Origin of the sequence: Dickeya fangzhongdai (genome assembly GCF_002812485.1) — a bacterium.
Taxonomy (GTDB): Bacteria; Pseudomonadota; Gammaproteobacteria; order Enterobacterales; family Enterobacteriaceae; genus Dickeya; species Dickeya fangzhongdai.
On record NZ_CP025003.1, the window covers coordinates 3770044 to 3792398 of the forward strand.

General features: G+C 54.0%; 15 protein-coding genes, 3 tRNA genes, 3 rRNA genes and 1 other annotated feature. Of the genes, 9 read left to right on the forward strand and 12 right to left on the reverse strand.

Annotation, left to right across the window (positions count from 1 at the left end):
- Nucleotides 1-2 precede the first annotated feature (2 nt).
- Genes nrdI through nrdF form a run of 3 tightly spaced genes read left to right on the forward strand, consistent with a single transcriptional unit; the run spans nucleotide 3 to nucleotide 3538 of the window.
- Entirely contained in the window at nucleotides 3-410 is a 408-nt protein-coding gene (gene nrdI, locus CVE23_RS16880) for a class Ib ribonucleoside-diphosphate reductase assembly flavoprotein NrdI (RefSeq protein ID WP_038921086.1), read from the forward strand.
- Nucleotides 389-2536: a class 1b ribonucleoside-diphosphate reductase subunit alpha gene (gene nrdE, locus CVE23_RS16885; protein ID WP_100849999.1), complete on the forward strand. Its 2148-nt coding sequence runs from the start codon at nucleotides 389-391 to the stop codon at nucleotides 2534-2536. Before nrdI ends, nrdE begins: the two co-directional genes overlap by 22 nt.
- Before the next feature lie 39 nt (nucleotides 2537-2575).
- Nucleotides 2576-3538, forward strand: coding sequence for a class 1b ribonucleoside-diphosphate reductase subunit beta (gene nrdF / locus CVE23_RS16890; protein WP_038919931.1), 963 nt, complete (start codon nucleotides 2576-2578; stop codon nucleotides 3536-3538).
- A gap of 52 nt (nucleotides 3539-3590) precedes the next feature.
- Here nrdF and CVE23_RS16895 read toward each other — a convergent pair.
- Nucleotides 3591-3667 (reverse strand) — tRNA-Asp (locus CVE23_RS16895).
- A 130-nt stretch (nucleotides 3668-3797) separates the two neighbouring features.
- Nucleotides 3798-4532, reverse strand: coding sequence for a DNA polymerase III subunit epsilon (gene dnaQ, locus CVE23_RS16900; RefSeq protein WP_038919932.1), 735 nt, complete (start codon nucleotides 4530-4532; stop codon nucleotides 3798-3800).
- Between dnaQ and rnhA the strand changes: the two genes are divergently transcribed.
- Nucleotides 4486-5052 carry a ribonuclease HI gene (rnhA, locus tag CVE23_RS16905; protein ID WP_161131269.1) on the forward strand — a complete coding sequence of 189 codons (567 nt, stop codon included), beginning with the start codon at nucleotides 4486-4488 and terminating at the stop codon, nucleotides 5050-5052. The genes dnaQ and rnhA overlap by 47 nt on opposite strands.
- A 31-nt stretch (nucleotides 5053-5083) precedes the next feature.
- Here rnhA and CVE23_RS16910 read toward each other — a convergent pair whose 3' ends face one another.
- Entirely contained in the window at nucleotides 5084-5806 is a 723-nt protein-coding gene (locus CVE23_RS16910) for a class I SAM-dependent methyltransferase (RefSeq protein ID WP_049853593.1), read from the reverse strand.
- A gap of 46 nt (nucleotides 5807-5852) precedes the next feature.
- Between CVE23_RS16910 and gloB the strand changes: the two genes are divergently transcribed.
- Nucleotides 5853-6608: a hydroxyacylglutathione hydrolase gene (gloB, locus tag CVE23_RS16915; RefSeq protein WP_100850000.1), complete on the forward strand. Its 756-nt coding sequence runs from the start codon at nucleotides 5853-5855 to the stop codon at nucleotides 6606-6608.
- A 70-nt stretch (nucleotides 6609-6678) separates the two neighbouring features.
- Nucleotides 6679-8079, forward strand: coding sequence for a murein transglycosylase D (gene mltD, locus CVE23_RS16920; protein WP_038919937.1), 1401 nt, complete (start codon nucleotides 6679-6681; stop codon nucleotides 8077-8079).
- Nucleotides 8080-8136: 57 nt separating this feature from the next.
- Here the strand turns inward: mltD and CVE23_RS16925 are convergent, their stop codons facing one another.
- The 9 genes from CVE23_RS16925 to rluD all read right to left on the reverse strand — a co-directional run bounded on the left by CVE23_RS16925 (nucleotide 8137) and on the right by rluD (nucleotide 19238).
- Nucleotides 8137-8928: an endonuclease/exonuclease/phosphatase family protein gene (locus CVE23_RS16925; protein ID WP_145958430.1), complete on the reverse strand. Its 792-nt coding sequence runs from the start codon at nucleotides 8926-8928 to the stop codon at nucleotides 8137-8139.
- 241 nt (nucleotides 8929-9169) lie between these two features.
- Nucleotides 9170-9246 (reverse strand) — tRNA-Asp (locus CVE23_RS16930).
- Between the two features lie 66 nt (nucleotides 9247-9312).
- Nucleotides 9313-9428 (reverse strand): 5S ribosomal RNA (gene rrf / locus CVE23_RS16935).
- Nucleotides 9429-9548: 120 nt separating this feature from the next.
- Nucleotides 9549-12455 (reverse strand): 23S ribosomal RNA (locus CVE23_RS16940).
- A gap of 194 nt (nucleotides 12456-12649) precedes the next feature.
- A tRNA-Glu gene (locus CVE23_RS16945) sits at nucleotides 12650-12725 on the reverse strand.
- 86 nt (nucleotides 12726-12811) lie between these two features.
- Nucleotides 12812-14353 (reverse strand): 16S ribosomal RNA (locus CVE23_RS16950).
- The 16S, 23S and 5S rRNA genes sit together here with 2 tRNA genes alongside, the layout of an rRNA operon.
- Nucleotides 14354-14807: 454 nt before the next feature.
- Entirely contained in the window at nucleotides 14808-17381 is a 2574-nt protein-coding gene (gene clpB / locus CVE23_RS16955; RefSeq protein ID WP_038919939.1) for an ATP-dependent chaperone ClpB, read from the reverse strand.
- Between the two features lie 134 nt (nucleotides 17382-17515).
- Complete coding sequence (gene yfiH / locus CVE23_RS16960) at nucleotides 17516-18241, reverse strand: purine nucleoside phosphorylase YfiH (RefSeq protein WP_167389554.1); 726 nt, start codon at nucleotides 18239-18241, stop codon at nucleotides 17516-17518.
- 19 nt (nucleotides 18242-18260) lie between these two features.
- Nucleotides 18261-19238: a 23S rRNA pseudouridine(1911/1915/1917) synthase RluD gene (gene rluD / locus CVE23_RS16965; protein WP_100850003.1), complete on the reverse strand. Its 978-nt coding sequence runs from the start codon at nucleotides 19236-19238 to the stop codon at nucleotides 18261-18263.
- A gap of 133 nt (nucleotides 19239-19371) precedes the next feature.
- On the opposite strand from rluD, the gene bamD reads away from it, so the two are divergent.
- The 3 genes from bamD to pheA all read left to right on the forward strand — a co-directional run bounded on the left by bamD (nucleotide 19372) and on the right by pheA (nucleotide 22263).
- Entirely contained in the window at nucleotides 19372-20106 is a 735-nt protein-coding gene (bamD, locus tag CVE23_RS16970) for an outer membrane protein assembly factor BamD (RefSeq protein WP_038919941.1), read from the forward strand.
- Between the two features lie 299 nt (nucleotides 20107-20405).
- Entirely contained in the window at nucleotides 20406-20741 is a 336-nt protein-coding gene (raiA, locus tag CVE23_RS16975; protein ID WP_038919942.1) for a ribosome-associated translation inhibitor RaiA, read from the forward strand.
- A gap of 214 nt (nucleotides 20742-20955) precedes the next feature.
- Nucleotides 20956-21083: a sequence feature (Phe leader region), on the forward strand.
- A 22-nt stretch (nucleotides 21084-21105) separates the two neighbouring features.
- Nucleotides 21106-22263: a bifunctional chorismate mutase/prephenate dehydratase gene (pheA, locus tag CVE23_RS16980; RefSeq protein WP_038921088.1), complete on the forward strand. Its 1158-nt coding sequence runs from the start codon at nucleotides 21106-21108 to the stop codon at nucleotides 22261-22263.
- Nucleotides 22264-22355 lie beyond the last annotated feature (92 nt).

Here is a 22355-nt window from a genome sequence, read left to right on the forward strand (position 1 = left end):
TGATGAATCCGATCATCTATTTCTCCAGCCAGTCGGAAAACACGCATCGGTTCGTCTGTCGTCTGGGGGTGCCGGCGATGCGGATACCACTGCAGGCCGAAGCGCCAATGCCGGATATCGCCAGCCCCTACATTCTGGTGGTGCCCAGCTACGGCGGCGGCAGTACACACGGCGCGGTGCCCCGTCAGGTCATCCACTTTCTGAACCAATCATCGCGCCGTGCGTTGCTGCGCGGCGTCATCGCCGCCGGGAACCGTAACTTTGGCGCCGCCTACGCCATCGCCGGCGACATTATCGCCGCCAAATGCCAGGTTCCCTGCCTTTACCGCTTTGAGCTGTCTGGCACCCCGGAAGATGTAGACAACGTACGCAGAGGAGTGACCCAATTTTGGCTACAGCAGAATTCCTGACCGAAGCGCCTTCCAGCCAGCTGGATTACCATGCGCTCAACGCCATGCTGAACATTTATGACGCCGATGGCCGTATTCAGTTTGAACAGGATCGACAGGCGATTCAGGCCTATTTCCGCGATCACGTGCTGCCGCGCACCCGCCGCTTCCCGTCTCTGGAAGAGAAACTGCGCTGGCTGCAACAGGAAGGGTATTACGAACCCCAGGTGCTGACGCGCTACCAGCCTGACTTCATCGCCGATCTGTTCCAGCGCGCGGCCAAACATCGCTACCAGTTCCAGAGCTTTTTGGGCGCCTTCAAGTTTTACACCAGCTATGCGCTGAAAACCTTCGACGGCAGCCAGTATCTGGAAAGCTATGACGATCGGGTCTGCATGGTGGCGCTGACGCTGGCGCGGGGCGACGTCCAACTGGCGCGCCAACTGGTGGATGAAATGATGAGCGGTCGTTTCCAGCCTGCCACGCCGACCTTCCTCAATTGCGGCAAACAGCAGCGCGGCGAGCTGGTGTCCTGCTTTCTGCTGCGTATTGAGGACAACATGGAGTCCATCGGCCGGGCGGTCAATTCCGCGCTGCAGCTCTCCAAACGCGGCGGCGGCGTAGCCTTTATGCTGACCAACATCCGTGAAACCGGCGCGCCGATAAAACGCATCGAAAACCAGTCATCCGGCATCATCCCCATCATGAAAATGCTGGAAGACGCCTTTTCCTACGCCAATCAGCTCGGCGCCCGGCAAGGGGCCGGAGCGGTTTATCTGCATGCCCATCATCCGGATATCCTGCGCTTTCTTGATACTCGCCGGGAAAACGCCGACGAAAAAATTCGCATCAAAACCCTGTCGCTGGGGGTGGTCATTCCGGATATTACACTGCGTCTGGCCCGCGCCAATCAGGATATGCACCTGTTCTCACCCTATGACGTTGAGCGGGTGTATGGCATGCCGCTGTCGGAAATCAGCGTCAGCGAAAAATACGACGAGTTGGTCAGTCACCCCGGGATTCGCAAGTGGGCCATCAACGCCCGTCAGTTCTTCCAGACGCTGGCCGAGATCCAGTTTGAATCCGGTTATCCCTACCTGATGTTCGAAGATACCGTGAACCGCCACAACCCGGTGGCCGGGCGCATCACCATGAGCAACCTGTGCTCGGAGATTCTGCAGGTCAGCCGCGCCAGCGAGTATCAGGAAGATTTGAATTATCGTCAGGTCGGGAAGGACATTTCCTGTAACCTCGGGTCGCTCAATATTGCCCGGGTGATGGATGGCGGCAACCTGGCCCGTTCAGTGGAAATTGCCGTGCGGGCGCTGACAGCCGTGTCCGATATGAGCCATATCGGCGCGGTGCCGTCTATCGCCAACGGCAATACTGAGTCTCACGCCATCGGGCTCGGGCAGATGAACCTGCACGGCTATCTGGCGCGTGAAGGGCTGTTTTACGGTTCGGAAGAGGCGCTGGATTTTACCAACCTCTATTTTTATGCCGTGACGTATCACGCCCTGCACACCTCCAGCCTGCTGGCACAGGAGCATAACCAAACCTTCGCTGGTTTCGCTGATTCGCAGTACGCCAGCGGCGCGTTTTTTGATCGTTATCTGTCGCAGGAGTGGCAACCGGCCACGGAACGCGTGCGTGACCTGTTCGCTTCCGCCGGCATTGCGCTTCCCTTACGGGAAGACTGGCTGACACTGAAAGCGCAGGTGATGCGCCACGGGCTCTACAATCAAAACCTGCAGGCAGTGCCGCCCACCGGTTCGATTTCCTATATCAATCATGCTACGGCGAGCATCCACCCGATTGTTTCGCGCATCGAAATCCGCAAGGAAGGCAAACTGGGGCGAGTTTATTACCCTGCGCCGTACATGACCAACGACAACCAACGCTTTTATCAGGACGCCTATGAAATCGGCCCGGAGAAAATTATCGACACCTATGCCGTGGCGACCCGTCATGTCGATCAGGGGCTGTCGCTGACGCTATTTTTCCCCGATACCTCCACCACCCGCGATATCAACAAAGCGCAGATCTACGCCTGGAAAAAAGGCATCAAGACCCTGTACTACATTCGCGTGCGCCAAAAAGCGCTGGAAGGCACCGAGATTCAGGGCTGTGTGTCCTGCTCGCTCTAATACACGCTGCTGCACCACATGAACAACGGAGATAACTGCATGAGTCCGCTTTCGCCCCTGAAGGCCATTAACTGGAATCGCCCGCAGGATGACAAGGATCTGGAGGTCTGGAACCGGCTGACCACCAATTTCTGGCTGCCGGAGAAAATCGCGCTGTCCAACGATATGCCGTCCTGGGCGCAATTGAGCGACATCGAACGTCAACTCACGCTGCGCGTGTTTACCGGCCTGACGCTGCTGGATACATTGCAGAATACCCAGGGCGCACCTGCGCTGATGGCCGATGCGTTGACGCCGCATGAGGAGGCCGTGCTCTCCAACATCGGGTTTATGGAAGCGGTCCACGCCCGCTCTTACAGCGCCATCTTTTCCACCCTGTGTCTGACCAGCGAAGTGGACGACGCCTATAGCTGGAGCGAACGCAACCAGCCGTTGCAAAACAAGGCGGCGCTGATCCTCTCGCATTACCAGCATGACGACCCGCTGAAAAAGAAAATCGCCAGCGTCTTTCTGGAGTCCTTTCTGTTTTACTCCGGTTTTTACCTGCCGATGTACTGGGCCAGCCGCGGCCGGCTGACCAATACCGCCGACCTGATTCGCCTCATCATCCGCGACGAAGCGGTGCACGGGTATTATATCGGCTACAAATATCAGCAGGGGTTAAAACACGTGGGTACGCAACAACAACGCGATTTGCAGGCCTTCGCCTACGATTTGCTGCAAACTCTGTACGACAATGAAGTGGATTACACCCACGAACTGTATGACGGCGTCGGCTGGAGCGATGATGTAGTGAAGTTCCTGCACTATAACGCCAACAAAGCGCTGATGAATCTGGGCTATGAAGCGCTATTTCCCGCCAGCATGACCGACGTCAATCCGGCTATTCTGGCCGCCCTGTCGCCGGGCGCAGAGGAAAATCACGATTTCTTCTCCGGGGCCGGCTCATCCTATGTGATTGGCAAAGCGGTGGAAACCGAAGACGAAGACTGGGATTTCTGAAGCCCGGAAACGAAGAAGCCCTGAATCAGATGATTCAGGGCTTCAGAATGGTTGGCGGTGCGGACGGGACTCGAACCCGCGACCCCCGGCGTGACAGGCCGGTATTCTAACCGACTGAACTACCGCACCGCGCTGTGCTCAGTGAGCGAGGTGCATACTACGGGGCGCCATCGGTTGCGTCAATGCTTTTTATCACTAACTGCTTCTGTTTGCTTACATTTTCAGCGCAGCGCCGCCTTTGTGATCAAAGACCATAAACTCAGTTACGCCACAGGCAACTGCCGCCTTTTTTCACAATCAAATCCAGACGTTGCTCATGCGCCACCAGTTCTTCGTCGCTGGCATACAACACCGCCAGAGCCGATGCCGGGCGTGAAATGCGCTGGATGGTTTCCGCTTGCGCCGCCTGCTGCTGGGTATCGCCCTCCATCGAAAAGGCCAGCGACGTTTGACCGCCGGTCATCGCCAGATAAACTTCGGCCAGAATTTCGGCATCGAGTAACGCGCCGTGCAGCGTACGCTTGCTGTTATCTATCTGGTAACGATCGCACAACGCATCCAGGTTATTACGTTTGCCGGGAAATAACCGGCGCGCCATCAGCAGGCTGTCGGTAATGGTGCAGAACGTCTCGGTTTTCGGGATATCGCGCTTCAGTAAGCGAAACTCATAGTCCATAAAGCCGATATCGAACGCCGCGTTATGGATCACCAGCTCGGCGCCGCGGATGAAATCGAGAAAATCATCGACGACATCGCCGTAAGTCGGCTTATCCGCCAGGAATTCATCACTGATGCCATGAATGTTATAGGCCTCCGGATCCACCAACCGGTCCGGTTTGAGGTAGACATGGAAGTGGCGCCCGGTCAGACGACGGTTCACCACCTCGACCGCACCGATCTCAATAATCTTGTGCCCTTCATAATGAACCCCCAGTTTATTCATACCGGTGGTTTCAGTATCAAGAACGATTTGTCGTGTAATTACAGTGCTCATCGGTTTCGTTTATGTCAGACTTGTACTTTTGACCATGAATAAGAGTCTACCAGAGATGCTAAAACAGGTAGAGATTTTCACCGACGGATCCTGTCTCGGCAATCCCGGTCCAGGTGGATACGGGGCACTGCTGCGTTACAAGCAACACGAAAAACCCCTCAGCGCAGGCTACCGGCTCACCACCAATAACCGGATGGAATTGATGGCGGCAATCGTCGCGCTGGAAACCCTGACCACACCTTGCGAGGTAACCATCACTACCGACAGCCAGTATGTCCGCCAGGGCATTACCAGTTGGATCCATAACTGGAAAAAGCGCGGCTGGAAAACCGCGGATAAAAAACCAGTGAAAAACGTCGACCTGTGGCAGCGGCTGGATCAGGCTATTCAGCGCCATACCCTGCACTGGCAATGGGTGAAAGGCCATGCCGGCCATCCGGAAAACGAACGCTGTGATGAACTGGCCCGCCAGGCTGCCAGCGCACCCACGCTTGATGACACCGGCTATCAGCCGGAGTAGCCTTACCGTAACGAGCCCCCCTGACTGACGTTCAATCATGCCGATAACGATAGCTTTTCGTCGCCCCGACCGGGCGATTCAGCGGTGATTTCCTCAGCAGGGTTTTGGACGGCGTCATGGTCAGCGGAATCGTGCGTTTGCGCGCGACAATCAGGTTCAGACATCCCAGCAGCGGCAGCGTATTGTTCCACTTGCCCTGGCCGGGCTGACGCCAGGGCAGCACCTGCAAACTGTTATGATGCACAATCTCGTAATTCAGCAGGCTTAGCCAGTCCATCACACGCATCTGGCTGAACATCCGGCTGCAATACGGCTGACGCCGACGCATACCGGGCACCAGTCGCCCCAGACCAACCAGGCTGACCGGGTTGAACCCGCTGATGATGATCCAGCCATCGTTAATCAAGATCCGGTCCACCTCGCGTACAATCCGGTGAGGATCGGCAGAATAAGCCAGCACATGAGCCAGCAGACAGGCATCCACCGACTTCTCGACAAACGGAAGCTGGTAAGGATCCGCCATGACATGCGCCGCTTGCGGCTCCCGGCTGACGTTGACCTGATGCGGAATCGTACACGTCTGGCTGTCAATCGCCGTACTCAACCGGCCGATTTTCAGCAGGTGGAATCCAAATATCCGACTCCACCACGGGGACAGCGCCGAATTCAGCGTATGAAGATAGTACTCTCCCCAGGGAATCGCCTCCCAACTATCAGGCGCTACGATCTTCTGGGATGTTTGTGCTGGCTTCATGTTTTAGTATCTTCCGCAGGCTAATCGCAAAAAATGAGGATGCAGCATGAATCTTATCAGTGTACCGGCCTTCAAAGACAACTACATCTGGCTACTGGCCAACGATGAAAAGCAATGCGTGATTGTGGATCCGGGCGAAGCCGCACCCGTGCTACAGGCGTTGGAAGATCACAAGCTGTTCCCTGTCGCCATTCTGTTGACCCATCACCATAATGATCATACTGGCGGCGTTCGCCAACTGGCGGAACACTACCCCGGCATACAAATTTACGGCCCACAGGAAACCAAACCGTGTGGCGCGACACATACAGTACAGGAAGGCGACGTAATTACTGCGGCCGGCTCGGAATTTTCTATTTTTTCCGTGCCCGGGCACACCGCAGGACATATCGCGTATCATAGCCGCCCATATCTGTTCTGTGGCGATACATTATTTTCTGCTGGGTGCGGTCGCATTTTTGAAGGTACAGCACAACAAATGTTCGAATCATTGATCAAGTTGGCTGATTTACCCGATGAAACCCAAGTATGTTGTGCACACGAGTACACATTATCCAATCTGGAGTTCGCGCACCACGTTTGGCCAGAAGATGCGGATATCAATGATTACCTACTTAAAATCAGGCAATTACGTGAAAAAGGAGAATCATCCCTCCCTTCCACACTGGGGCGGGAACGAAGAATAAATATTTTTTTACGTTACCATGACATTGATTTGCAAAGAAAATTGTCCATTAATACGGACCACAAGGGTGATTGGCAGATTTTTGCGCACTTACGCGCCATGAAAGACCGATTCTGACGGTTTTTGTTGTACTGAATTGCCAATCAAAGTATCATTGTTTGTCTTTTAAGCAACTATTGACACAGATATGAAGACTAAAGCGATATTTATCGCCTCAGTCGTGCTGACCGGTTGCCAGGTGCCGCCTAATGACACCTCCCAACCCAGACAGCATGCACAGAGTCTGTCTTCGGCAGGTCAAAGTGAAGCAGGAAAGTACACAGATGGTCGAGAGACCGGTGCGCGGTGGCTGGATGATGACAGCATCGCGCAACGAGATCTGTGGAACTTCATTGGCGACGAGCTGAAGATGGAGGTTCCGGAAAACACCCGGATCCGCGAGCAAAAACAGCGTTACTTAAAAAATAAGAGCTATCTCCACGATGTAACATTACGGGCAGAGCCGTACATGTACTGGATAGTCGGGCAGATTAAAGAACGTAAGATGCCGATGGAACTGGTACTGCTACCCATAGTGGAGAGCGCTTTTGACCCAAACGCCAGGTCATCATCCAACGCCGTAGGGCTTTGGCAGATTGTTCCTGGCACCGGGCGCAATTATGGGTTGAAACATACCCAATGGTATGACGGACGTCGTGATGTTGTTGCATCCACGACCGCTGCATTGGATATGATGCAGCGCCTGAACCGCATGTTTGACGGCGATTGGTTACTAACCGTGGCTGCCTACAACGCGGGTGAAGGGCGAATCATGCAAGCGGTGAAAGCGAATAAAGCGAAAGGCCGTCCAACTAATTATTGGGCGCTGGCGTTGCCGTATGAAACGTCAACCTATGTGCCCAAGATGTTGGCGCTGAGCGATATTCTCAAGCACAGCAAAAAATATGGAGTTGAGCTGCCTAAGCCCAATGAAAACCGCGCTCTGGCGCGAGTAGATCTGGGTCAGCAGATGGAGTTGACGCAAGCAGCTGAACTGGCGGGATTATCTGTCACCAAGCTGAAGAGCTACAACACGGGTTACACACGTGATGTTACTGCGCCAAATGGGCCGCATTACATTATGGTACCCAAGTCTCATGTGGGACAGTTGAAAGACTCGCTGGCAGACGGTGACATTGCCGCTGTCCAACCGGCTAAAGCCGCGCAACCGGCGGTCGCGACTCGCTCTGTAGGATACAAAGTTCGCGCAGGTGATACGTTATCAAGCATCGCCAAACGAATGAATGTCCGCACGCAGGATCTGCAAAGCTGGAACCGCCTCAAGGGCAGCGCTCTGAAGGTGGGTCAAACATTGCAGGTTGCCAAAGCAACGGTGCCCGTGACGGCCGGTGTCGTAGCAAGCAACAACAAGTCGAACTCGATTGTTTATCAGGTTCGCAAAGGTGATTCGCTGGCAAGCATTGCCAAACGCCATGGCGTTAACATTGCTGATGTCATGCGCTGGAATACGGTCATCAAAGATGCCAACCTCCAGCCAGGCGACAGGCTGACACTTTATGTCACCAATAGACAATCACCGGACTCCTGATACTAGTAAGTAAAAAACCGCCATTTACGGCGGTTTTTTTATTGGTGCAGCAGGAGCTCAGGAAACATCGAATTCCACCAGCAAAGGGTTATGATCGGATGCGTCGGTAACCAGCACCGACGAATTTGCCACCCCCAGCTCGCGATAAAAGACGAAATCCAACGGACGGCCAAATGCGCGGCGCCGCTGATCGTCAGAAAACACCACCTCTCCAAGTCCCATTCGATGGGCAAACCGATAAAGCGCGCTCACTCTGGGCTGGCTCCAGGCATTAAAGTCCCCCGCCATCACCACTGGTCCGTTATGGCGCTTCAACTGTTCGCCAATAGTTTCCAGCTGTTTTGTATAAGCCTCAACACCCAGGCTAAAATTGACAGCATGAATATTTATGACCATCAATAAACGCCCATCGCTCAGTGAATACACAGTGATCAGCGCTGATTTAGCCAGACGAATCAACGGCTCTCTCTCGCGTAACGGAAAACAATACATAGGTTGTGCAGATGATAACGTCATCACACCCGAAGGATGAGAGGGAAGAACAAAAGCGGGTACCTGTTCGGCAGAAAGATAATGCGTAGTGGCAAAACGAATCAGTTCAGGACTTGATTGTGCTTCCTGCAACAGCATCAACTGGGTGTTCTCGCCAAAACCTTTCAGGACCGAGAGCCAATTCGTACGCTGTTGTTTAAAAATATTCCACACCATCACCCGCAAGCGATTCTCCGTTGGCATCAGAGGACCCGAAGATGCAGGCTGCTGTTTTAAATAATGCATTGCCGCAGGCTGAAAGATACGTTCAACAGGCTGTCCGGCAACGTACCTCATGGCATAGGTTTTCTTACGCACATTGTTCCTGCTTATAACCGATGAACTGTTAATCGTTATAGGGTTTTTATCTTCGAGTTTCAATGGGTATAACTCGTCAGATGAAAAATTCGGTATCAAGATCGAATAGCATGTAATGCGGTAGATGATAGCTTTGAAAAGATCGATTACGAGGTAAAAACGATCGCCAGCGTCAGTCAGAGAATGATGAGCAGGGACAATAGCAAAAAGCCCCGAGCTTATGCTCAGGGCTTTTATATGTTGGCGGTGCGGACGGGACTCGAACCCGCGACCCCCGGCGTGACAGGCCGGTATTCTAACCGACTGAACTACCGCACCACCGATTCTGTACGTTATCAGAGGAGTCAATCCGATAACCGGTGTTTTCTTACACCACAATTTGATGCCTGGCAGTTCCCTACTCTCGCATGGGGAGACCCCACACTACCATCGGCGCTACGGCGTTTCACTTCTGAGTTCGGCATGGGGTCAGGTGGGACCACCGCGCTCTCGCCGCCAGGCAAATTCTTTTCATTCCAACCGTTATGCCCACACTCATGCGCCGCACAACCATCAGAATCCATCCGTCGAACAAGCCAAATTCTTTCTCGTCTCTCTCACCAAAACACCTTCGGTGTTGTAAGGTTAAGCCTCTCGGGTCATTAGTACTGGTTAGCTCAACGTATCGCTACGCTTACACACCCAGCCTATCAACGTCCTCGTCTCGAACGTCCCTTCAGGGGCCTCAAGGGCCCAGGGAAGACTCATCTCGGGGCAAGTTTCCCGCTTAGATGCTTTCAGCGGTTATCTCTTCCGCACTTAGCTACCGGGCAATGCAATTGGCATCACAACCCGAACACCAGTGGTGCGTTCACTCCGGTCCTCTCGTACTAGGAGCAACCCCCCTCAATCTTCCAGCGCCCACGGCAGATAGGGACCGAACTGTCTCACGACGTTCTAAACCCAGCTCGCGTACCACTTTAAATGGCGAACAGCCATACCCTTGGGACCTACTTCAGCCCCAGGATGTGATGAGCCGACATCGAGGTGCCAAACACCGCCGTCGATATGAACTCTTGGGCGGTATCAGCCTGTTATCCCCGGAGTACCTTTTATCCGTTGAGCGATGGCCCTTCCATTCAGAACCACCGGATCACTAAGACCTGCTTTCGCACCTGCTCGAGCCGTCACTCTCGCAGTCAAGCTAGCTTATGCCTTTGCACTAACCTCCTGATGTCCGACCAGGATTAGCTAACCTTCGTGCTCCTCCGTTACTCTTTGGGAGGAGACCGCCCCAGTCAAACTACCCACCAGACACTGTCCGCAACCCGGTTTACGGGTCTACGTTAGAACATCAAACATTAAAGGGTGGTATTTCAAGGTTGGCTCCATGCAGACTGGCGTCCACACTTCAAAGCCTCCCACCTATCCTACACATCAAGGCTCAAGGTTCAGTGTCAAGCTATAGTAAAGGTTCACGGGGTCTTTCCGTCTTGCCGCGGGTACACTGCATCTTCACAGCGAGTTCAATTTCACTGAGTCTCGGGTGGAGACAGCCTGGCCATCATTACGCCATTCGTGCAGGTCGGAACTTACCCGACAAGGAATTTCGCTACCTTAGGACCGTTATAGTTACGGCCGCCGTTTACCGGGGCTTCGATCAAGAGCTTCTCCTTACGGATAACCCCATCAATTAACCTTCCGGCACCGGGCAGGCGTCACACCGTATACGTCCACTTTCGTGTTTGCACAGTGCTGTGTTTTTATTAAACAGTTGCAGCCAGCTGGTATCTGCGACTGGGCTCAGCTCCGTCCGCAAGGGACTTCACCATGCCCAGCGTGCCTTCTCCCGAAGTTACGGCACCATTTTGCCTAGTTCCTTCACCCGAGTTCTCTCAAGCGCCTGAGTATTCTCTACCTGACCACCTGTGTCGGTTTGGGGTACGATTCAATGTTACCTGATGCTTAGAGGCTTTTCCTGGAAGCAGGGCATCTGTCACTTCAGTACCGTAGTACCTCGTCATCACGCCTCAGTGTTGACAGCAGACCGGATTTACCTGGTCCACCCACCTGCACGCTTAAACCGGGACAACCGTCGCCCGGATGACATAGCCTTCTCCGTCCCCCCCTCGCAGTAACACCAAGTACAGGAATATTAACCTGTTTCCCATCGACTACGCTTTTCAGCCTCGCCTTAGGGGTCGACTCACCCTGCCCCGATTAACGTTGGACAGGAACCCTTGGTCTTCCGGCGTGCGGGTTTTTCACCCGCATTATCGTTACTTATGTCAGCATTCGCACTTCTGATACCTCCAGCAGACCTCACAGTCCACCTTCAACGGCTTACAGAACGCTCCCCTACCCAACAACGCCTAAGCGTCGCTGCCGCAGCTTCGGTGCATGGTTTTAGCCCCGTTACATCTTCCGCGCAGGCCGACTCGACCAGTGAGCTATTACGCTTTCTTTAAATGATGGCTGCTTCTAAGCCAACATCCTGGCTGTCTGGGCCTTCCCACATCGTTTCCCACTTAACCATGACTTTGGGACCTTAGCTGGCGGTCTGGGTTGTTTCCCTCTTCACGACGGACGTTAGCACCCGCCGTGTGTCTCCCGTGATAACATTCTCCGGTATTCGCAGTTTGCATCGGGTTGGTAAGCCGGGATGGCCCCCTAGCCGAAACAGTGCTCTACCCCCGGAGATGAATTCACGAGGCGCTACCTAAATAGCTTTCGGGGAGAACCAGCTATCTCCCGGTTTGATTGGCCTTTCACCCCCAGCCACAAGTCATCCGCTAATTTTTCAACATTAGTCGGTTCGGTCCTCCAGTTAGTGTTACCCAACCTTCAACCTGCCCATGGCTAGATCACCGGGTTTCGGGTCTATACCCTGCAACTTAACGCCCAGTTAAGACTCGGTTTCCCTGCGGCTCCCCTATGCGGTTAACCTTGCTACAGAATATAAGTCGCTGACCCATTATACAAAAGGTACGCAGTCACACCCAAAAGGTGCTCCCACTGCTTGTACGTACACGGTTTCAGGTTCTATTTCACTCCCCTCGCCGGGGTTCTTTTCGCCTTTCCCTCACGGTACTGGTTCACTATCGGTCAGTCAGGAGTATTTAGCCTTGGAGGATGGTCCCCCCATGTTCAGACAGGATACCACGTGTCCCGCCCTACTCATCGAACTCACGGCCTGTGCATCTTCGTGTACGGGACTTTCACCCTGTATCGTGCGACTTTCCAGACGCTTCCACTGACACACAAGCCGATTCAGGTTCTGGGCTCCTCCCCGTTCGCTCGCCGCTACTGGGGGAATCTCGGTTGATTTCTTTTCCTCGGGGTACTGAGATGTTTCAGTTCCCCCGGTTCGCCTCATTAACCTATGGATTCAGTTAATGATAGTGTGACGAATCACACTGGGTTTCCCCATTCGGGTATCGTCGGGTATAACGGTTCATATCACCTTGCCGACGCTTTTCGCAGATTAGCACGCCCTTCATCGCCTCTGACTGCCTAGGCATCCACCGTGTACGCTTAGTCGCTTAACCTCACAACCCGAAAATGTCTCGGGATGCGGGTATGTTGAGAGACTCGAACAACATACGAATTCACACTCATATGCCGTCGTTTCAAATTATTCAGCTTGTTCCGGATTGTTAAAGAGCAGATAACATAAACCTGACTATCACTAATCAGTTTTAGGTTAGCGTTGACCGTGCCTTTCACCCACTGTCAGTCATACTGGCGTCCCCTAGGGGATTCGAACCCCTGTTACCGCCGTGAAAGGGCGGTGTCCTGGGCCTCTAGACGAAGGGGACATCACTTGTCAGCTTCGCAAGACGCTTTTGACTCTTTCTTATCATCAGACAATCTGTGTGGACACCACGCAGGCGCTTCAACTCGGTAAGGAGGTGATCCAACCGCAGGTTCCCCTACGGTTACCTTGTTACGACTTCACCCCAGTCATGAATCACAAAGTGGTAAGCGCCCTCCCGAAGGTTAAGCTACCTACTTCTTTTGCAACCCACTCCCATGGTGTGACGGGCGGTGTGTACAAGGCCCGGGAACGTATTCACCGTAGCATTCTGATCTACGATTACTAGCGATTCCGACTTCATGGAGTCGAGTTGCAGACTCCAATCCGGACTACGACGTACTTTATGAGGTCCGCTTGCTCTCGCGAGGTCGCTTCTCTTTGTATACGCCATTGTAGCACGTGTGTAGCCCTACTCGTAAGGGCCATGATGACTTGACGTCATCCCCACCTTCCTCCGGTTTATCACCGGCAGTCTCCCCTGAGTTCCCACCCGTAGTGCTGGCAACAGAGGATAAGGGTTGCGCTCGTTGCGGGACTTAACCCAACATTTCACAACACGAGCTGACGACAGCCATGCAGCACCTGTCTCAGCGTTCCCGAAGGCACGACCGCATCTCTGCAGTCTTCGCTGGATGTCAAGAGTAGGTAAGGTTCTTCGCGTTGCATCGAATTAAACCACATGCTCCACCGCTTGTGCGGGCCCCCGTCAATTCATTTGAGTTTTAACCTTGCGGCCGTACTCCCCAGGCGGTCGATTTAACGCGTTAGCTCCGGAAGCCACGCCTCAAGGGCACAACCTCCAAATCGACATCGTTTACAGCGTGGACTACCAGGGTATCTAATCCTGTTTGCTCCCCACGCTTTCGCACCTGAGCGTCAGTCTTCGTCCAGGGGGCCGCCTTCGCCACCGGTATTCCTCCAGATCTCTACGCATTTCACCGCTACACCTGGAATTCTACCCCCCTCTACGAGACTCTAGCCTGTCAGTTTTGAATGCAGTTCCCAGGTTAAGCCCGGGGATTTCACATCCAACTTAACAGACCGCCTGCGTGCGCTTTACGCCCAGTCATTCCGATTAACGCTTGCACCCTCCGTATTACCGCGGCTGCTGGCACGGAGTTAGCCGGTGCTTCTTCTGCGGGTAACGTCAATCGACAAGGTTATTAACCTTGCCGCCTTCCTCCCCGCTGAAAGTGCTTTACAACCCGAAGGCCTTCTTCACACACGCGGCATGGCTGCATCAGGGTTTCCCCCATTGTGCAATATTCCCCACTGCTGCCTCCCGTAGGAGTCTGGACCGTGTCTCAGTTCCAGTGTGGCTGGTCATCCTCTCAGACCAGCTAGGGATCGTCGCCTAGGTGAGCCGTTACCCCACCTACTAGCTAATCCCATCTGGGTTCATCCGATGGCGTGAGGCCCGAAGGTCCCCCACTTTGGTCTTGCGACGTTATGCGGTATTAGCTACCGTTTCCAGTAGTTATCCCCCTCCATCGGGCAGATCCCCAGACATTACTCACCCGTCCGCCGCTCGCCGGCAGGGAAGCAAGCTTCCCCCCGCTGCCGCTCGACTTGCATGTGTTAGGCCTGCCGCCAGCGTTCAATCTGAGCCATGATCAAACTCTTCAATTTAAAGTTTGATGTGTTTTCCGAAGAAAACGTGCTCAAAGAATTTACTGTTAGTTCGTATGAATTAACTGTTGTCACTCTTCAAGACTTTTCACAAATATTTTAGTGAAGCGTCCTGCGAGTGCCCACACAGATTGTCTGATTGATTGTTAAAGAGCAGTGCGACCGGCTTACAGCCTGCTGTCGCGAGGTGGCGTATACTACGCTTTCCTCATTCAGAGTCAACGACTTTTTCCCCGTTTTCTCCGCCTCACACCGCGCCGGCTCATCGCCGTTGCCGTGTCAGTGGAGGCGCATTATAGGGAGTTCTTCTGGCCTGACAAGACTAATTTTCAAAAAAAAACTCAACCGCTCACATTTTGAACCAAAACCACAATTAATGGCGATTTACCACTCCATTAGGCGATAAATAAAACAAAAGCCCGGCATTAGCCGGGCTTCATCATAAGAATAACGATTACTGGCGAATAACAATCGCCTCGTCATCTGCATCCAGGGTAACCGGTTTACCGGGAACTAAAGCCCCTGACAATATCTGCTGCGCCAGCGGATTCTCAATCATCTGCTGGATGGCGCGTTTCAACGGCCGGGCGCCGTACACCGGGTCAAAACCTGAGTTACCGAGCAATTCCAGCGCCGCATCGGATATTGTGACGGTATAGCCGCGCTCCTCCATCCGTTTGTAGAGCCGCTGCAACTGAATCTGCGCAATTGAAGTAATATGGTTTTTACCCAGCGGATGAAATACCACAACCTCATCAATACGGTTGATGAACTCCGGACGGAAATGATGGCTGACGACACTCAACACCATGTCACGCATCTGGTTGTAATTCATCTCACCGAACCGTTCCTGGATCAGATCCGAACCCAGGTTGGAGGTCATGATCACCACCGTGTTGCGGAAATCCACCGTGCGGCCTTGTCCATCAGTCAGTCGGCCGTCATCCAGCACTTGCAATAGAATGTTGAACACGTCAGGGTGCGCTTTTTCCACTTCATCCAGCAGGATGACGGAATAAGGCCGGCGGCGTACCGCTTCAGTCAGATACCCACCTTCTTCATAACCGACATATCCCGGAGGAGCGCCCACCAGACGGGAAACCGAATGCTTCTCCATGAACTCGGACATATCAATACGGACCATGGCGTCATCGCTATCGAACAGGAACGACGCCAGCGTCTTGCATAATTCGGTTTTACCCACGCCGGTCGGCCCGAGGAACAGAAACGAACCGATGGGACGGTTGGGATCCGACAATCCGGCACGGCTGCGGCGAATAGAATTGGCGACGGCTTCCACCGCTTCGTTCTGTCCAATCACCCGCTGGTGCAACTCCTGCTCCATGCGCAACAGTTTTTCCCGCTCGCTTTCCAGCATCCGTGAAACCGGAATACCGGTCCAGCGGGCAAGTACTTCGGCAATCTCGGCATCCGTTACCCGGTTACGAAGCAAGCGCATAGTTTTGCCTTCAACCTGGGTGGCAGCGGCCAGTTGCTTTTCCAATTCAGGAATTTTGCCGTACTGCAATTCCGACATCTGGCCTAAATCCCCCTGGCGTCTTGCCTGTTCCAGAGAAATTTTTGCCTGCTCCAGTGCCGCCTTAATATTTTGTGTGCCCGTCAGCGATGCTTTCTCGGCTTTCCACTCTTCTTCCAGTTTTGAGTATTCGCGCTCTTTCTGCTCCAGCTCGGCATTCAGAATCTCCAGACGTTTCAGGCTGGCTTCATCAGACTCTTTCTTCAGCGCCTGTTGTTCCAGCTTCAGCTGGATAATTCGGCGATCAAGGCGATCCAGCGGCTCCGGTTTGGAATCGATCTGCATACGGATACTGGATGCGGCTTCATCAATAAGATCGATCGCTTTATCCGGCAATTTCCGATCGGAAATGTACCGGTGCGATAACATGGCCGCCGCGACAATCGCCGGATCGGTGATTTGCACGTGATGATGCAGCTCATAGCGCTCTTTCAGACCGCGCAGAATGGCGATGGTGTCTTCAACGGTCGGTTCGGCGACAAACACTTTCTGGAAACGACGCTCAAGGGCGGCGTCTTTTTCAATGTATTGCCGGTATTCATCCAGCGTCGTCGCCCCTACGCAGTGCAACTCGCCGCGCGCCAGCGCCGGCTTGAGCATGTTGCCGGCATCCATCGCGCCGTCAGCCTTGCCGGCACCGACCATGGTGTGCAGCTCGTCGATAAAGAGGATGACGTTGCCTTCCTGTTTGGACAGGTCGTTCAGCACGCCTTTCAGACGTTCCTCGAACTCACCGCGATATTTGGCTCCCGCCACCAGCGCACCCATATCAAGCGCCAGCACGCGTTTATTCTTCAGCCCCTCAGGGACTTCGCCATTGACGATACGCTGCGCCAACCCTTCAACAATGGCGGTTTTCCCGACGCCAGGCTCGCCGATCAAAACCGGGTTGTTTTTGGTTCTGCGCTGCAGCACCTGGATAGTGCGTCGAATTTCCTCATCACGGCCAATCACCGGGTCCAACTTGCCCTGTTCGGCACGCTCCGTGAGATCAATCGTGAATTTTTTCAGTGCCTGACGCTGATCTTCGGCGCTCTGCTCGTTGACCTGCTGCCCGCCGCGAACCTGCTCGATAGCCTGAGTGACATTCTGTTGAGTGGCGCCTGCATTTTTTAGCAGATCACCCAATGCGCTGCGCGATTCAAACACCGCCAGCACGAATAATTCTGAAGAAATGAATGTGTCGCCCTTTTTCTGCGCCAGCTTGTCGCAGATATTGAGCGTCCGTACCAGCTCGCTGGACGGTTGAACATCGCCACCGGTGCCTTCCACCTGTGGTAATCGGCTGATTGCCTGCTCAATTTCACTTTTAAGACGGCTCACATTTGCCCCAGCTGCTGTCAATAACGGGCCGACGGTGCCCCCTTCCTGATTCAGAAGGGCACTCATCAAATGCAGCGGCTCAATGAATTGATGATCTCGTCCGAGGGCGAGAGATTGGGCATCAGCGAGGGCAAGCTGGAACTTATTGGTAAGACGATCCAGACGCATAACTCCTCCCATACATACTGGTCAAAATTGCTACTGGAGATTAAGTGAGGTCATCCCTCAAAAATTCAAGATGATTTTGCCAGTAATAATAGAAGGAAAAACGTTAATCCTCCGGATCGTCTTAATTCAATAGGTTATATCAGCCAAATCAAAGTTGCCATACGTCCGGTTGTTCCATCGCGTCGATAGGAGAAAAACCGGCCGGCGTCGCTGACCGTACAGTCGTCGCCGCCGAACACCTGGCTGACGCCAGCGGCCTGTAAACGTAAACGGGCCAGTTGGTAAATATCGGCGAGGAATTTACCATTACGGGGGATAAAAGCGCAATCGGCGGCGGGGTCGCCCTGCATAAAAGCCTCACGGACCTCACCCCCGACTTCAAATTGCTGCGGACCGATCGCCGGCCCCATCCATGCCAGAATGTCGGCCGGGCGAGCACGAAAATGACGCAGCGTCTGTTCCAACACGCCGGCCTGCAAGCCACGCCAGCCGGCATGCGCCGCCGCCACTTCGCGTCCATCAACAGAGCAGAACAGAACCGGCAGACAATCGGCGGTCATTACCGCGCATACCCGATCCTTACGGGTGGTATAAGCGGCATCGCCCGTCAGTGACGCAGGCGATGTCTGATCAAGGTTAATCACCTCTGTGCCATGCACCTGTTCCAGCCAGTGCGGCATGACCGGCAATCCGGCCGCGGCGGCCAGACGTTGCCGGTTATCCTGCACATGCAGCGGATCGTCTCCCACATGATTACCCAGATTGAGCGAGTCATACGGCGCGCCGCTGACGCCGCCAAGACGAGTGGTGCTACAGGCCCGTACCGTCGCCGGAGCAGGCCAGTCGGGTATTAACATCATGTTGTCAGACGCCATGCCATCACCAGTCAAGTTGATCTTTAAACGCATCGGTATCCGCTTTCAACGCGGCAATCAGATCCACCATATCCTGCGGCAAGGGAGCATGCCACTCCATCTCGATACCGCTGATAGGATGATAAAGGCGCAACATGGTGGCGTGCAGTGCCTGGCGATCAAAATTGCGCAGCGTCTCGATAAATGCCTCGGAAGCCCCTTTGGGCAGACGCGGACGACCGCCATACAACGGGTCGCCTATCAGCGGATGGTTGATGTGCGCCATGTGGACGCGAATCTGGTGGGTCCGGCCCGTTTCCAGCCGCAGCCGCAGCCGGGTATGTGCACGGAAATGTTCCATGATGCGATAGTGCGTCACGGCCGGTTTCCCCATCGGGTGTACCGCCATGTGCATGCGTTTGGTGGAATGGCGGGCAATCGGCTCCTCTACCGTGCCGCCCGCCGTCATCGTGCCGATCGCCACCGCTTCATATTCGCGGGTGATTTCACGCGCCTGCAATGATTCCACCAGCCGGGTCTGGGCCGGTACAGTCTTGGCCACCACCATCAAGCCGGTGGTGTCCTTATCCAGGCGATGGACAATCCCCGCACGCGGCACATCGACAATCTCCGGATAGTGATGCAACAGCGCGTTCAGCACGGTGCCGTCAGGATTACCGGCGCCAGGGTGTACCACCAGATCGCGCGGTTTATTGATCACCAGAATGTCTTCGTCTTCATAGACGATATCCAGCGAGATCGGCTGCGCTTCCCAGCGGGCGTCTTCCTCGATCAAAGCATCAATAGCGACAGATTCCCCGCCAAGCACTTTCTCTTTTGGTTTATCCACCATCTTGCCGTTAATCTGTACCCGCTGTTCCAGAATCCACGTTTTTATGCGGGAACGTGAATAATCAGGGAACAATTCGGCCAAAGCCTGATCTAAACGTTGTCCAAGTTGGGATTCGGCCACCGTCGCGGTGAGTTGTACTTGTTGGGACATAGTATGCTGCTTCTTATTAACGTTGGGTTTTAACGGCGATGCCGTTTAAAATAATGTACCATTGTAGCTGGTCTTAATCGGGAGCTTAACGGACAGTTTCCCGGAAAAACACTCTGAGGATAATCAAATCGTCATGACGCGTATGAAATACCTGGTGGCTGCTGCCACGTTGAGCCTGACGCTGGCTGGTTGCTCCAATTCCAAAGATGCGGTTCCCGACCGTCCACCTTCAGAACTGTATGCCACCGCCCAGGAGAAACTGCAGGACGGCAACTTTAAAGCCGCCATCACGCAGTTGGAAGCGCTGGATAACCGTTATCCATTCGGCCCTTACTCCCAGCAGGTCCAACTGGACCTGATTTACGCCTATTACAAATCCGCCGAGTTGCCGTTGGCTCAGGCGTCGATTGATCGCTTCATCCGCCTGAACCCGACGCACCCGAACGTGGACTATGTCCTCTATATGCGCGGGCTGACCAACATGGCGCAGGATGACAGCATGTTGCAAGGCTTCTTCGGCGTCGACCGTTCAGACCGCGATCCTCAGTATGCTCGTTCAGCGTTTAAAGCTTTCAGCCAGTTGCTTCAGGGCTACCCGAACAGCCAATACGCCACAGACGGCAGCAAGCGCCTGGCATTCCTGAAAGAACGTTTGGCCAAATATGAGCTTTCTGTCGCACAGTATTACACGAAACGCGGCGCTTATGTCGCAGTGGTTAACCGCGTAGAGCAAATGCTGAAGGACTATCCGGATACGCAGGCAACGCGCACCGCGCTGCCGCTGATGGAAAATGCCTATCGGGAACTGCGATTGACTGCGCAGGCCGACAAGGTGGCTAAAATCATCGCCGCCAACCCTTCTGCCTGAAGAGACGCCTGAAACCCTATTACCACGGCAACTTCGGTTGCCGTTTTTTTCGCCCTGTTTTTTCGATCTATGGCCAGCCATCCTGAATGTAACCGGATAATCCCGCCAATACATCTAATAGATAATGGCACAGCCCTGGCAAGGCGACAAGCGCGCCGCACCGGTTCCCCAAAGCCGCTCACAAATCAATTCACATGACGGAAAAGTGACCAGAAAAGGTGATCAAAATCACCCACTTTGCATCGACTAGGGGTATGCTGAAATCACCCAAGACGGAAAAGGCAGAGAGGTAAGTTTTTATGACTATCAACATTACCAGCAAGCAGATGGATATTACCCCCGCAATACGTCAGCATGTCGAAGACCGTCTCAGCAAACTGGATAAATGGCAGACTCACCTGATCAATCCGCACATTATCCTGTCTAAAGAGCCGCAGGGTTTTGTGGTCGACGCCACCATCAGTACGCCCAATGGCCCGTTGGTGGCCAGCGCCAAACACGAAGATATGTATACCGCTGTCAATGAACTCATCACAAAACTGGAACGACAGCTGAACAAGGTCCAGCACAAAGGCGAAGCCCGCCGTGCGGACAGCTGCATCAAAGATGTCAATCAGCAGGCCCCGGCAGAATAGCAGTACCTGATGACGCGCCCACCGCGTCTCCATTTTTAATGACAGATCCTGTCCGTTGCCTGAAACGCGCCGTAAGGCGCGTTTTTTACGGTTCACGTTTCCTCTTCCCTGATGGAACAACGCTACGCGAGCGCATCGCTCCCGGCGATTTTGTATTGACAGGATGAAAAGGCAACAGTTACCTTAATCAACATTCCCAACAAGGATTTGGTGACATGACGCCACAACCGTTTTTCTTCGTATTCTTCTTTACTCTCCCCGATCCGGGGGGGCGATTTGTCGTGTGAGTAAGAATACGAAGACGAACAAAAAAAGCCTCCTGAATCAGGAGGCTTTTTTATTGGACAGCAAACAGGTACACACCATGACCGATAATCCATTACTGGCGCTGCGCGAGCGCATTACCGCGCTGGATATGCAACTGCTCGAACTGTTGGCACAACGAAGGGAGCTGGCGCTGGATGTAGCGCGAGCCAAACAGCACTCTCATCGCCCTATTCGCGATAAAGAGCGTGAGCGGGATTTACTGTCCCGGCTGGCAGAAGAAGGTAAAAAGCGGCAGCTCGACGGTCACTACATTACCCGTCTGTTCCAGTTGATTATTGAAGATTCGGTACTGACCCAGCAGGCGCTGCTGCAACAGCACCTCAACTCTGGCGCGTCGCATTCCGCCCGCGTCGCTTTTCTCGGCCCCAAAGGCTCTTACTCTCATTTAGCCGCCCGTCAGTATGCCGCGCGCCATTTTGACCAGATTATTGAATGCGGCTGCCAGCGTTTTCAGGACATCATCAGCCTGGTTGAAACCGGCCAGGCCGATTACGCCGTGCTGCCGATAGAAAACACCAGCTCAGGTTCAATCAACGATGTCTACGACCTGCTGCAGCACACCGGGTTATCCATCGTCGGTGAGCTGACCACGCCTATCGACCATTGCGTGCTGGTTGCGGTGGATACGCAATTGGACCAGATCCAGACCGTTTACAGCCACCCGCAGCCTTTCCAGCAGTGCAGCCATTTCATCAACCGTTTTCCGCACTGGAAAATCGAGTACTGCGAAAGCACCGCCGCCGCGATGGCGAAAGTCGCCGAGCTCAATTCCCCGCATGCCGCCGCGCTGGGCAGCGAAGCCGGTGGAATGCTTTATCAGTTACAGGCGCTGGAGCAGAATCTGGCCAATCAGGTGCAAAACATCACCCGATTCATCGTACTGGCCCGCAAGCCGATCGACGTCACCGAACAAGTGCCGGCTAAAACCACCTTAATCATGGCTACCGGACAGCAATCCGGCGCACTGGTGGAAGCGCTGCTGGTGCTGCGCGAACACGGCATCGTGATGACAAAACTGGAATCGCGGCCGATAAACGGCAATCCGTGGGAAGAGATGTTTTATATTGATGTGCAGGCCAATCTGCGCAACGACAATACCCGTAAAGCGCTGCAGGGGCTGGCCGCGATTACCCGCTCGCTCAAGGTTTTGGGCTGCTATCCCAGCGAAAATGTGGTGCCGGTGGAACCGGCATAACCCACTCCGCATCAGTATCCGCCAGGAGCTATGGACTACCCCGTCAATAAAAAAACCACCCTCTCAACGAGGGTGGTTTTTCAGGAAACCAT